Below are 13,196 nucleotides of genomic sequence, written 5' to 3'. Positions count from 1 at the left end.
GCATACTGGTGCGATGCAGCCGGATTACGACGTACTGATCATCGGTTCGGGTTTCGGTGGCAGCGTCAGCGCGCTGCGACTGACCGAGAAGGGTTATCGCGTAGGCGTTTTGGAGGCGGGACGCCGCTACGCCGACGCGGACTTCGCCAAGAACTCCTGGCACCTGCGCGAGTTCCTGTGGGCGCCGAAGCTCGGTTGCTACGGCATCCAGCGAATCCACCTGCTCGACAACGTGATGGTGCTGGCCGGCGCCGGGGTGGGCGGCGGTTCGCTGAACTACGCCAACACGCTCTACGTCCCGCCGGAGCCGTTCTTCGCCGACAAGCAGTGGGCGCACATCACCGACTGGCGCGCCGAGCTCATGCCGCACTACGACCAGGCGCAGCGGATGCTCGGGGTGGTCAAGAACCCGACGTTCACCGACGCCGACCGCATCATCAAGCAGGTCGCCGACGACATGGGGGTGGGCGACACGTTCGTGCCCACCCCGGTCGGGGTGTTCTTCGGCCCGGACGGCGCCAGCGGGGTCAAGGCCCCGGGCAAGACGGTGGCCGACCCCTACTTCGGCGGCGCCGGCCCGCAGCGCACCGGCTGCATCGAGTGTGGCGAGTGCATGACGGGCTGCCGCTGGGGCGCCAAGAACACCCTGGTGAAGAACTACCTGTATCTGGCGGAATCCGCTGGCGCACAGGTGCATCCGATGACGACGGTGACGGCCTTCGAGCAGGGAGCCGACGGACTGTGGCAGGTGCGTACGGTGCGCACCGGCCTGCGGGCACGCCGGCACCGTAAGACCTTCACCGCGCGGTATCTGATTCTGGCCGCCGGCACCTACAACACCCAGCGGTTGCTGTTCAAGATGCGGGACAAGGGCAAACTGCCCAACCTGTCGCCGCGGCTGGGTGTACTGACCCGCACCAACTCCGAATCGATCGTCGGAGCGGCGACGCTGAAGGTCAACCCGGAGCTGGACCTGACCCACGGCGTGGCGATCACCTCCTCGATCCACCCCACCGCCGATACCCACGTCGAACCGGTCCGCTACGGCAAGGGCTCCAACGCGATGGGTCTGCTGCAGACCCTGATGACCGACGGCGCGGGTCCGAAGGGGACCGACGTTCCGCGCTGGCGGCAGCTGGTGGACCAGGCCCGCGAGGACCCGGCGCACATCCTGCGGCTGCTGAATCCGAAGCAGTGGAGCGAGCGCACCGTGATCGCGCTGGTCATGCAGCACCTGGACAACTCGATCACCACCTTCACCAAACGCGGCAAGCTCGGCTTCCGCCGCTACTCCAGCAAGCAGGGGCACGGCGAACCGAACCCGAGCTGGATCCCGGTCGGCAACGAGGTCACCCGCCGCATCGCCGCCAAGATCGACGGCGTGGCCGGGGGCACCTGGGGCGAGCTGTTCAACATCCCGCTCACCGCGCACTTTTTGGGTGGAGCCGCGATCGGCGACAGTCCCGAGCACGGTGTCATCGACGCCTACCAGCGGGTGTACGGCTACCCGACGCTGGCCGTGATGGACGGCGCGGCGGTCTCGGCCAACCTCGGCGTCAACCCGTCGCTGTCGATCACCGCCCAGGCCGAACGGGCCGCGTCACTGTGGCCGAACAAGGGCGAGGCCGACCAGCGGCCGGCCCAGGGTGAGCCCTACCGGCGGCTGGACCCGATCGCGCCGAAGAACCCGGCGGTGCCCGACCAGGCCGTCGGCGCGCTGCGCTGGACCTCCGGCATCGCCTGAGGCCTCACCGCGCGACGCGGCGGCGGTGGTTGGGTTCGCGGCCGGGCGGCTGCTGCGGCGGCGGCAGCAGCGGTTCGCGCCGGCGCGCCGGCACCGTCGTGGGTGCCTGCGTGGTCAGTTCGAGTTCCTTGCCGCCGTGGTGGATCATCAGCCGGCCGTCGGGCCCGTCGCGCAGCGTGTAGGTGACGTCATTGTCGGTGGCGCAGACCGTGACGCGGAACCCCCTCCAGCGCAACCGGAATCGAAGCCGTGAGATCCCCTCCGGCAGAGCCGGATCCAGCGCCAGCATGCCTTCGTCGTCCCGCAGGCCGCCGAACCCGGCCACCAATGAGAGCCACGTCCCGGCCAGCGCCGCCAGGTGCAGTCCCTCGCGGGTGTTGTCGTGCAGATCGCGCAGGTCGACGAACGCCGTTTCGTAGGTGTAGTCGTGGGCCAGTTCCAGATGCCCCACCTCGGCGCACATCACCGCCTGGGTGCACGCCGACAGGGAGGAGTCCCGCACCGTGCGCCGCTCGTAGTAGTCGACGTTGCGGGCCTTCTCTTCGGGGCTGAACAGGTGGCTGCGCCAGTGCATGGCCAGCAGGACGTCGGCCTGCTTGACCACCTGGGCCGGGTAGAGCCGCACATAGGGTTCGTTGAGCAGCAACGGGTAGGTGGTCCGGTTGTCGAAGTCCCACTCCGCGGCGGAGGTGAAGCCTTCACACTGCGGGTGCACGCCGAGTTCCTCGTCGTAGGGGATGTGCGTCGCGTCGGCCGCGTCTCGCCAGCCGGCCATCTCCTCGGTGGTGACATCCATCTCGTGAGCGGCATCGGGATGGCGTGCGCACGCCTCGGCGGCGGTGCGCAGGTTGTGGGCGGCCATCAGATTGGTGAACACGTTGTCCCGGACGATCGCGGTGTACTCGTCGGGCCCGGTCACGCCGGACAGGTGCCACACGCCGTGCCGGTCGTGGTGACCCAGTGACCGCCACAGCCGCGCGGTCTCGACCAGCACCGCCAGCCCGCACTCGCCCTCCAGGGAACCGTCCCCGGTGACGATCCGGTACTGCTCGAACGCCGCCGCGATGTCGGCGTTGATGTGCCAGGCCGCCGTCCCGGCCGGCCAGTACCCCGAGCACTCCTGGCCACGGATCGTCCGCCACGGGAACGCCGCCCCGGCCAGCCCGAGTTCGGTCGCCCGATCGCGGGCCAGATCGAGTGTCGATGAGCGCCAGCGCAGCGCATCGGCCGCCGCGTGCGGAGCGGTGTACGTCAGCACCGGAAGGATGAAACCCTCAGTGTCCCAAAAGGTGTGGCCGTCATACCCGGTTCCGGTCAGGCCCTTGCTGGGAATCGCCCGGCGTTCGGCGCGCGCGCTGGCCTGCAGCAGGTGGAAGAGCGCGAAGCGGACGGCCTGCTGGCAGTCCGGATCGCCGTCGACCTCGACGTCGGCGCCGTCCCAGAATTCGTCGAGGTAGGCGCGTTGGGCGTCGAGCAGGCCCTGCCAGCCGCTGTAGCGGGCTCCGGTCAGCGCGGCGACGGCCTGGTCGCGCAGCGCGGGCCGGGACCGCTCGCTGGACCAGCCGTAGGCCAAGTACTTGATGATCCGCAGTTTCTGTCCCGGGCGCAGCCCGCACACCACGGTGGTCGCCGCCACGTCGGGAATCGCCATGGTGTTGACCTGGACCCGTCCGGGCACCTCGATCTCGTGGTGCATGGCCGCGGCCATCATCAGCCCACTGGCCCGGGTGCGGTGCACCAGCACCGCGCCGCGGTCGGTGTTCTCCCGTTCCACGGCCTCCAGCGGGTTCTCCAGGATCGCCGCGACCCGTGGATCGCCGGATGTCGGCGGCTGGTCCTCGTTGGCGACCAGCTCGGATTGCACTGTCACACGAACGAATTCGCCGACCGCCTCGACGACGTACTCGATGGCCGCGACGCTGCGCTGGGCCAGTGACACCAGTCGGACCGAGTGCACCTTGACCTGCTTGCCGGCCGGGGAGTGCCAGTGCACGCGGCGGGTCAGGGTGCCCGCCCGCATGTCGAGGATGCGCTCGTGGTCGACCAGTTCGCCGTAGCGGACGTCGAACGGCTCGTCGTCGACCATCAGCCGGATGATCTTGCCGTTGGTCACGTCGACGACGGTCTGGCCGGCCTGCGGATAGCCGAACCCGGCCTCGGCGTAGGGCAGCGGCCGCACCTCGTAGAACGAGTTCAGGTAGGTGCCGGGCAGGGCGTAGGGCTCGCCCTCGTCGAGGTTGCCCCGCAACCCGATGTGCCCGTTGGACAGTGTGAACAGGGATTCGGTCTGCCCGAGCAGATCCAGGTCGAGCCGGGCTTCGCGGAGCTGCCACGGCTCGATCGGAAAATAGTCCTCAGGAATCATCGGCTTGCCTTCGCAACAGTTCCTCCAGATCGGTGACGACGACATCGGCGCCATGGCTGCGCAGGTCTTCGGCCTGCCCCACCCGATCGACGCCCACCACGAATCCAAACCCGCCGGCCCGTCCGGCCGCCACCCCCGATAGTGCATCTTCGAATACCGCGGCTGCTGCGGGTGGCACACCGAGCAGCTGCGCCGCCCGTAGGAACGAGTCCGGGGCCGGCTTGCCCGCGATGTGTTCGGTGCGCAGGGTCACCCCGTCGACACGCTGTGCGATGAACTTGTCCAGGCCGGTGATCGCCAGCACTTCGCCGGCGTTGGCGCTGGCTGACACCACCGCGGTGGCCAGGCCCGCCTCGGTGACCGCCACCAGGTAGCGCCGCGAGCCTTCGAACACCTCCACCCCGTCGGCCTGCAGCGTCTCGAGGAACGCCGCGTTCTTGCGGTTGCCCAGGCCGTGCACGGTTTCGGCGTCGGGCGGGTCGTCGTCGCCGCCGTCGGGCAGCACGATGTCGCGGCTGGCCAGAAAGGCGCGCACCCCGTCGTCGCGTTTCCGGCCGTCGACGAAGCGCAGGTAGTCCTCCGCCGGGTCGAACGGCACGAACGGCGCGCCGGTGCGCTCGGCGCGCTGGGCCAGGTAGGCGTCGAACATGGCCTTCCATGCCTTGGTGTGCACGCTGGCGGTGTCGGTGAGCACACCGTCGAGGTCGAACAGGCAGGCGCGCACCGTTCGGGGCAGCCCGAGCAGCTCGGACACGGTCGGCCCTCCTTCCGCTGGTGTCCACTTCACCATGCCCGCCGTCGGATCGGCTGAGTTTTGCGGCCACTAAACTCTCTTTGGTGTCGTCTCCATCGCCTCGCCCCGTGTTGGTCATCGACTTCGGCGCGCAGTATGCCCAACTGATCGCGCGCCGGGTCCGGGAGGCGCGGGTGTTCTCCGAAGTCGTCCCGCACACCGCGACCGTCGAGGAGATCGCCGCGCGTGAACCGCGGGCGATCGTGCTGTCCGGCGGGCCGGCCAGTGTCTACGCCGACGGCGCCCCCCGGCTCGATCCGGCGCTGTTCGACCTCGACGTGCCGGTGTTCGGCATCTGCTACGGCTTCCAGGCCATGGCGGCCGCACTCGGCGGCACCGTCGAGCGGACCGGCACCAGTGAGTACGGCCGCACCGAACTGAAAGTGACCGGCGGCGAACTCCATTCGGGCTTCCCGAGCACCCAGCCGGTGTGGATGAGCCACGGCGACGCGGTGACCGACCCGCCGGACGGGTTCGCGGTGGTGGCCAGCACCGCCGGCGCGCCGGTGGCCGCGTTCGAGAACCGGGCCCGCCGGCTGGCCGGGGTGCAGTACCACCCGGAGGTGATCCACACCCCCTACGGGCAACGGGTGCTCAGCCGGTTCCTGCACGAGTTCGCCGGCATCGACGCGGCCTGGACGCCCGCCAACATCGCCGATGCGCTGATCGAACAGGTGCGGGCCCAGATCGGAGACGGCCATGCCATCTGCGGATTGTCCGGTGGGGTGGACTCCGCGGTGGCCGCGGCGCTGGTGCAGCGCGCCATCGGCGACCGGCTGACGTGTGTGTTCGTCGACCACGGGCTGTTGCGCGCCGGGGAACGCGAGCAGGTGCAGGAGGACTTCGTCGCCGCCACCGGGGCAAGGCTGGTCACGGTGGATGCCGCCGAGGTATTCCTCGACGCGCTGATGGGGGTGTCCGATCCCGAGGGCAAGCGAAAGATCATCGGCCGCCAGTTCATTCGCGCCTTCGAGGGCGCGGTGCGTGATCTGGCCGCCGATGAAGAGATCAACTTCCTGGTGCAGGGCACGCTGTATCCCGACGTGGTGGAATCCGGTGGGGGCGCCGGCACCGCGAACATCAAGAGCCACCACAACGTCGGCGGACTGCCGGATGATCTGAAGTTCACCCTCGTGGAGCCGCTGCGGCTGCTGTTCAAGGACGAAGTGCGTGCGGTCGGGCGTGAATTGGGATTGCCGGAGGTGATCGTTGAGCGCCAGCCGTTCCCGGGCCCGGGGTTGGGGATCCGGATCGTCGGCGAGGTCACCGGCGAGCGGTTGGCGACACTGCGCCAAGCCGACGCGATAGCCCGCGAGGAGTTGACCGCCGCCGGTCTGGACCACCAGATCTGGCAGTGCCCGGTGGTGCTGCTGGCCGACATCCGCTCGGTCGGGGTGCAGGGCGACGGCCGCACCTACGGGCATCCGATCGTGTTGCGGCCGGTGTCCAGCGAGGACGCCATGACCGCCGACTGGACGCGGGTGCCCTACGAGGTGCTGGAGCGCATCTCCACCCGGATCACCAACGAGGTGGCCGAGGTCAACCGGGTCGTGCTGGACATCACCAGCAAACCGCCCGGCACCATCGAGTGGGAGTGATCTCCGGGCCGCGCCGACCTGCGAGTAACAGCTGTCACTTGCGCACCAGCGGAGTTGTGGTGTGATGAGTTCAAATCGGATTGCGCCGGTGATATCACCAGTCTCCGGTGGGTGACCGATACGGAGGTGCCCGCAGTGCGCGTATTCGTCACGGGTGGCACCGGCGCAATCGGTAGCCACACGGTGCCCGCGTTGATCGCCGCTGGGCACGAGGTCACGGCAATGGCCAGAAGTGACGCCAAAGCGGCGGTTCTAATCAGCCAGGGCGCCAGGCCGATTCGCGTGTCATTGTTCGACCGGAACGCACTTACCAAAGCCTTCCATGGCCACGACGCGGTGGTGAATATGGCCTCCGCGCTCCCTTCTCCGCAGCGGTTCCTTCTCCAATCCGCCTGGGCCGCATGCGAGCGGATACGTACCGAGGGGTCGGCGACGGTCGTCGACGCAGCGTTGGCCGCGGCAGTCCCGCGAGTGGTGCAGGAGTCGGTGGTGATGATTTACCACGACGGCGGGGACCGCTGGCTCGACGAGGACTCGGCCGTGGACCACTATCCGATTGCATCGGGGAACCACGCCGCAGAATCCAGCGCCCGGCGATTCGCCGAAACCGGCGGTGACGCAGTGATTCTGCGCTTCGGACAGTTCTATGGGCCGGGCGCGGCCCACAGCGAACAGATCATGGACCTGGCCCGTCATCACGTCGCTTTCCAGGCCGGCCGCCGGGATTCCTACATGTCATCGATATACCTCCCTGATGCGGCCGGCGCCGTGGCCGCCGCTCTGACATGCCCCGCCGGTACCTACAACGTCGTCGACGACGAACCCGTCACCAAGAAGCAGCACACCCAAGCGCTGGCCGAGGCCGTCGGCGCCAAACCGTGGATCGCCGGGCCGGGCCGGTTGGCCCTTCTGCTCGGGGATCGCACCACATCGATAACCCGATCACTACGTGTCAGCAACGCGCGTTTCCACGCGGACGCGGGCTGGGCGCCCCGGTACCCGAGCGTGCGGGAAGGGTATCGGGCGATGGCCGCCGGCACCCCTTCGCGATAGCGCATGCGCTAGCCGTTTCGGAAAGATCTCACACCTTCTGACGCGGTGCGGATGTGACTCCCGGGGCCGGTGATACCCCCTGAGGTGGCCCGGCTTGACGGTTGTCGGTGGGGAAGTGTTCACTCGGTCGTATCGAACATAGTTTCGAACTGAGGCGAGTTTTCCCGGAGGCGATCATGACGGCGGCGGTGGACGTGGGGCAACGCCCTAGCGCCCCTGAAAATCGTGCTGACCAGCTGGAACAGCTGCGTCGGCAGATGGCGGCGGTGGCCGGGAAGGTGGGCGCCGGGCGGCGGGGGGCGGCCCCGGCGGCTCCAGCTTCTGAGCGTGTGTTGCCGGTCCCGCCGCTGCTGGCCGCGGTGCTGCCCGCGGGATTGCCGCGGGGCACGGTGGCGGTGGCCTCGGGGGCCCGTTCACTGGTGCTGAGCATGGTGGCCACGGTGACGGGAGCCGGCGGTAACGCGGCCATCGTCGGCCAGCCGGACACCGGCCTGCTGGCCGCGGCGGAGATGGGCGCCGACCTGAGCCGACTCGCGGTGATCCCCGACCCCGGCAACGATCCGGTGGAAGTGGCCACGGTGCTGATGGACGGCATGGATCTGGTGGTGCTCGGCCTGGGCGGCTGCCGCGTGCCGCCGGCGCGCACCCGGGTGGTGCTGGCCCGGGCCCGGCACCGGGGCTGCGTCCTGCTGATCTCCGGCGGTGACTGGCAGGGCGCGGCGCTGCGGCTGGACGCCCGGGTGAGCGGCTATGAGGTGACAAGCGGGGGCTGTGCGGCGCGCCCCGGCTTCGGGCGGATCGGTGCGGTGCGGCTCCAGGTACAGGCCCGCGGGGGCGCGGCCGGGCGAACCGGGGCCGGGTAGCGGGTCTTCTCATGGCCGATTCCCGAGTGCTGGCACTGTGGTGCATGGACTGGCCCGCCGTTGCCGCGGCGGTCGCGGCGGGCCTGCCGGCCACCGCGCCGATCGCGGTCACCCTGGCCAACCGGGTGATCGCCTGCTCGGCGGGCGCCCGCGCGGCGGGGGTGCGGCGCGGGCTGCGGCGCCGCGAAGCGGCGGCCCGCTGCCCGCCCCTGCATGTGGTGGCCGCCGACACCGACCGCGACGCCCGGTTGTTCGAGCCGGTCCTCGCCGCGGTCGACGAACTGGTGCCGCATGCCGAGGTGTTGCGGCCCGGCCTGCTGGTGGTGTCGGTGCGCGGCGCGGCCCGGGCCTTCGGCTCCGAGCGCCACGCCGCCGAACGCCTCGTCGATGCGGTGGCTGTCAGCACCGAGGCCGGTGTCGAATGTCAGGTCGGGATCGCCGATGGGCTCTCCACGGCGGTACTCGCCGCGCGCGCCGGGGCAGTGGTGCCGCCCGGAGGAGATGCCCGATTCCTGTCGGCGTTGTCGATCAGGCAATTGGCCGCCGAGCCCAGCCTGTCCGGGCCCGGACGTGACAGCCTAGTCGATCTGTTGTGGCGCTTGGGGATTCGTACCATCGGTCAGTTCGCTGCACTGCCGCGCCCGGATGTGACATCACGGTTCGGCCTTGATGCGCTCATCGCGCACCGGTTCGCCCGCGGCGAGCCGGAACGCGGGCCGTCCGGACGGGAGCCGACACCGGATCTCGATGTCGTGCTGCACTGCGATCCGCCGATCGACCGGGTCGACGCCGCGGCGTTCGCCGGCCGCTCGCTGGCCGGTGTGCTGCACCGGACGCTGATGGCCGCTGGCGTCGGCTGCACCCGGCTGGCCATTCATGCCGTCACCACCACCGGAGAGGAGTTGACCCGGGTGTGGCGGTGCGCCGAGCCGCTGACCGAGGACGCCACCGCCGACCGGGTGCGCTGGCAACTGGACGGCTGGCTGAGCAGCCGCACCTCCGGCCGGCCCACCGGCCCGGTGACGCTGCTGCGGCTGCAGCCGGTGGAGCTGCTCTCGTCGACCGAGGCGCTGCAACTGCCGCTCTGGGGTGGTCTCGGTGAGGAGGACCGGCTGCGTGCCCTCCGGGCGCTGGTGCGGGTGCAGGGCCTGCTCGGCCCGGACGCGGTGCGGGTGCCGGTGCTCTCCGGCGGCCGCGGCCCGGCGGAGCGCATCACCTTGACCCCGCTGGGCGATGAACCGGTGCCGCTGGCCGATCCGCGTCAGCCGTGGCCCGGTCGGCTCCCCGAGCCGTCACCGGCGGTGCTTCTCGATGATCCGGTGGAACTTCTTGACGCCGAACGCAATCCGATCCGGGTGACCGGCCGGGGACTGTTCTCCGCCGACCCGGTCTGGCTGGTCGCCCGGGGCCGTGACGACCGGTTGCGCTGGTGGGCGGGACCCTGGCCGGTCGACGAGCGGTGGTGGGACCCGCAGCGGGAAGGCCCGGGATCGGGGCGCACCGCCCGGGTCCAGGCGCTGCTGGAGGGCTCCCCGGATGGCGGCGCGCCCGGTGCGGCATTGCTGCTGTGTTATCGGCTGCGGCGGTGGTACCTGGAGGGCAGCTATGAGTGACGCGGCTGGGCCTTCGCACGTCTCCTTCCCGGCTTTCTTCGCCGAACGTGTACTCACTGCGAAAAAACTCGCCCCGAATCGCAGTGGTTACACGCTCGGCGGGGTCCGGCGGGCCAACGTGCCGATTCGCTGCACGAGCCGGTCGAAGAACGCCGCCGGGTCGACGCCCACGCCGATCAGCGCGTTGGGCTGGCGCGCGTTCCAGTCGGGAATCGTGCGCCCGCGCTCCGCCTCGGGTGTGAGCACAACCCGTATCGCGGCCGGCCGGGTGGTCACCAGGTCGGGTTCCAGCGCGACCGCCGCGGCCAGCGGATCGTGCAGATACGCCAGGTACCCGTGCCCCCGGGCATCGTGCGCCTCGAAGTAGAACCGCAGTGCGTCGTGGAGCAACCGGACCACCGGGCTGTCCGTCGGAGCCGGCAGCAGTGCCAGGATCGCCGGGGTGATCGCGATGCGCTGGGTCAGATCCAGCCCGCATACCAGCGGAAGCCGTTGCGGCGCAACAGCCGCCCACGCCGAGAACACCTCGGCGGCCGCCTCGGGATCGAACCCGATGTTGAACTCGGCCCGGTCGGCCCGCTCGCCGGAGAACACGCCGCCCATGATCACCAGCCGGCGTAGCAGCGTGGGCAGTGCGGGCTCGGCCCGCAGCGCCAGCGCCAGGTTGGTCAGCGGGCCGGTCACCAGCCCGACCAGCTGCCCGGGGTGTTCCCGCGCGGCGGCGACCCACGCCGCGGCAGCGTCGTGTCCGGTGAGCCGGCCGGTGCCGGGTGGCAACTCGGCATAGCCCAGCCCCTGCGGTCCGTGGATGGTCTCGGCGGTGCGGACCGGCCCGTCCAGCGGTGCGTCGGCACCCTTGGACACCGGGATGCCGGGGGCCCCACACAATTCCAGCAGGGCCAGGTTGTTGCGGCAGACCTGTTGCACCGCAACATTTCCGCCGGTGCAGGCGAGACCCACCAGTTCGGCATCCGGACTGGCCAGCAGGTACACCAGTGCGACCGCGTCGTCGACGCCGGTGTCGACGTCGGCGAAGACAGGCAGTGTCACAGCCGCGTGATCACCAGTGCACGCCCGGCACCAGCCGTACCGCTTGCTTGACCGGGCGGGGCACCCGCACCCGGGTGATCGCCCGGGCCGGCCGCTTGGGGCGGCGTCGAGTCGGGTGCGCCGCAACGGGTTGGGCAGCCTCAGGGGGCGCCACGCCGCGCGCGGCGGCCGAGTCCGGGTAACCCAGGTAGACCTGGTGCAACACCCGGCGCGCCAGCCCGGGAAGGACGTAATTACCCGCCTCGGCCAGGGTGCCCAGCGGGGTGTCGATCCGGTCCGGCTTCTCGATCAGGCCGCGCACCACCATCGCCGCCGCGTGCTCGGCGCTGATCGCCCCGACCGGCAACAGCTTTCGCGACGGCGCGATCATCGGGGTGGCCACCAGCGGCATGTGGATGGTGGTGAAGGTGATGTGGTCCGACAGCGTCTCGGTCGACACCACATCGGCGAACGCGTCCAGCGCGGCCTTGGTGGGCACATACGCGCTGTAGCGGGGGCTGTGGGCCAGCACCCCTTCGCTGGAGACGTTGACGACGTGCCCGAAACGGCGTTCCCGCCAGTGCGGCAGCAATGCCAGCACCATCCGCACCGCACCGAAGTAGTTGACCGCCATCGTGCGCTCGTAGTCGTGCAGCCGGTCGGTGGAACTGACCACGGAGCGGCGGATCGACCGACCGGCGTTGTTGACCAGATAGTCGACGTGCCCGAACCGGCCCAGGATGTCCTTGACGGTGTGTTCCACCGAGGCCGAATCGGTGACGTCGCAGGTGAACGCGTGGGCCTTCCCGCCGGCGGCCCGGATCTCGGCCACCAGTTCGTCGAGTGCGGAGGCGCTGCGGGCCAGCGCGAAGACGACACCGCCGCGCTCGGCGACGGCGATGGCCGAGGCCCGGCCGATGCCGCTGGACGCCCCGGTGATGACGACGTGGCGGCCGACCAGTGGTCCGGCCGGATCACCGCGGCGGGCGCGGTCGGGATCCAGCTGCTGCGCCCAGTATCGCCACAGCCGAGGCGCGTACTCGGCGAACCGCGGGACCTCGATACCGGTTCCCCGCAACGCGTCCCGGGTGGCGTCGGCGATGAATGTCGGCCGCAGGTTCACCAGGTCGAGCACCTCGGCGGGAAGGCCCAACTGGGTGGCCAGCATGTTGCGCCACACCCGCGCCCGCCCGCCGACGTTGAGCACCGGGGCCGCCACCGCACCGGGCAGCTTGGCGCGCAGCGCAGGCAGCCCGGCCTCCCGCGCGACGGCCCGGTAGATCTCGGGCAGCCCAATGGATTTCGGCGCCGTCAGGTGGAAGGTGTGCCCGTCGTAGCCGTCGGCGTGCATCAGCTCGATCAGCGCATCGACCACGTAGTCGACCGGGACGACGTTGGTGCGTCCGGTGTCAGGCACGGCCATCGGGGTGAGCCGGGGCAGCGCCGCCAGCTTGGACAGCAGCGGAAAGAAGTAGTAGGGCCCGTCGACCTTGTCCATCTCACCGGTGCGCGAATCGCCCACCACCACCGCCGGGCGGTATACCCGGTAGCGCAGTCCCGGCGCCGCGCGTACCAGCGCTTCGGCCTCGAACTTGGTCTGGTGATAGGCGGTCGGCAGCTGCTGGCCGATGTCGAAGTCATCTTCGGTGAACTCGCCGGCGTAGTCGCCCGCCACCGCGATCGAGGACACGTGCGACAAGGTGGCGTCGAGCCGTGTTGCCAGCCCGATCACCGCGCGGGTGCCCTCGACATTGGCCGCCTGCTGCTCGGCCGCACCGGCGGTGATGTCGTAGATCGCCGCACAGTGCAGCACGTGGTCGATGCTGCCGAGTTCGGCGATCACCGTGTCGGTCAGCCCGAGATTCTCCGCCGTCAGGTCGCCGACCAGCGGCTTTACCCGGTCACCCCACGCATGGCCGCGTTGCGAGGCGAGAGCTTCGAAGCGCCCCAGCGAGGCGCGGCGCACCAGCACCCACACCTGCGCGTCGGGCCGTGTCTCCAGCAGGCGCGACACCGCACGCCGTCCAATGAACCCGGTACCGCCGGTAACGACATAACGCATTCGGTCATGGTGGCCGCTCTCGGCAGCCACGTCAACCATCGATTTCGGAGCCGCCCGCCGACGCCGGGATATCGAC

The 13,196-nt window shown here is 70.2% G+C and carries 9 protein-coding genes; 5 read left to right on the top strand and 4 right to left on the bottom strand.

Features of this window, described 5'->3' with window-relative positions:
• The first annotated feature begins 13 nt into the window (after window positions 1-13).
• Window positions 14-1,744, top strand: coding sequence for a GMC family oxidoreductase (locus BST28_RS05075; protein ID WP_083080222.1), 1,731 nt, complete (start codon window positions 14-16; stop codon window positions 1,742-1,744).
• Window positions 1,745-1,748: 4 nt separating this feature from the next.
• Here the strand turns inward: BST28_RS05075 and BST28_RS05070 are convergent, their stop codons facing one another.
• Window positions 1,749-4,109 (bottom strand): glycoside hydrolase family 65 protein, encoded by a 2,361-nt coding sequence (locus BST28_RS05070; protein WP_083080221.1) that lies wholly within the window; start codon window positions 4,107-4,109, stop codon window positions 1,749-1,751.
• Window positions 4,099-4,899 carry a beta-phosphoglucomutase family hydrolase gene (locus tag BST28_RS05065; protein WP_083080219.1) on the bottom strand — a complete coding sequence of 267 codons (801 nt, stop codon included), beginning with the start codon at window positions 4,897-4,899 and terminating at the stop codon, window positions 4,099-4,101. The genes BST28_RS05070 and BST28_RS05065 overlap by 11 nt, the downstream gene beginning before the upstream one ends.
• 47 nt (window positions 4,900-4,946) lie before the next feature.
• On the opposite strand from BST28_RS05065, the gene guaA reads away from it, so the two are divergent.
• The 4 genes from guaA (at window position 4,947) to BST28_RS05045 (ending at window position 10,029) form a co-directional block, all read left to right on the top strand.
• Window positions 4,947-6,500 carry a glutamine-hydrolyzing GMP synthase gene (gene guaA / locus BST28_RS05060; RefSeq protein ID WP_083080218.1) on the top strand — a complete coding sequence of 518 codons (1,554 nt, stop codon included), beginning with the start codon at window positions 4,947-4,949 and terminating at the stop codon, window positions 6,498-6,500.
• Between the two features lie 135 nt (window positions 6,501-6,635).
• The gene (locus tag BST28_RS05055; protein WP_083080287.1) at window positions 6,636-7,553 is read left to right on the top strand and encodes an NAD-dependent epimerase/dehydratase family protein; all 918 of its coding nucleotides are present in this window, start codon (window positions 6,636-6,638) and stop codon (window positions 7,551-7,553) included.
• 176 nt (window positions 7,554-7,729) lie between these two features.
• Window positions 7,730-8,416, top strand: coding sequence for a DnaE2-dependent mutagenesis accessory factor ImuA' (gene imuA' / locus BST28_RS05050; protein WP_083080216.1), 687 nt, complete (start codon window positions 7,730-7,732; stop codon window positions 8,414-8,416).
• Window positions 8,417-8,427: 11 nt separating this feature from the next.
• Window positions 8,428-10,029, top strand: a complete 1,602-nt coding sequence (locus BST28_RS05045) for a DNA polymerase Y family protein (protein WP_083080215.1) — start codon at window positions 8,428-8,430, stop codon at window positions 10,027-10,029.
• Between the two features lie 87 nt (window positions 10,030-10,116).
• On the opposite strand, the gene BST28_RS05040 is transcribed toward BST28_RS05045, so the two are convergent.
• On the bottom strand, window positions 10,117-11,079 hold the full coding sequence (locus tag BST28_RS05040) for a nucleoside hydrolase (RefSeq protein ID WP_083080213.1): 963 nt from the start codon (window positions 11,077-11,079) through the stop codon (window positions 10,117-10,119).
• 10 nt (window positions 11,080-11,089) lie between these two features.
• On the bottom strand, window positions 11,090-13,120 hold the full coding sequence (locus BST28_RS05035; protein WP_083080286.1) for an SDR family oxidoreductase: 2,031 nt from the start codon (window positions 13,118-13,120) through the stop codon (window positions 11,090-11,092).
• Window positions 13,121-13,196 lie beyond the last annotated feature (76 nt).

Source organism: Mycolicibacter kumamotonensis, from assembly GCF_002086285.1.
Taxonomy (GTDB): Bacteria; Actinomycetota; Actinomycetes; order Mycobacteriales; family Mycobacteriaceae; genus Mycobacterium; species Mycobacterium kumamotonense.
This window is presented reverse-complemented; position numbering and strand designations above follow the sequence as displayed.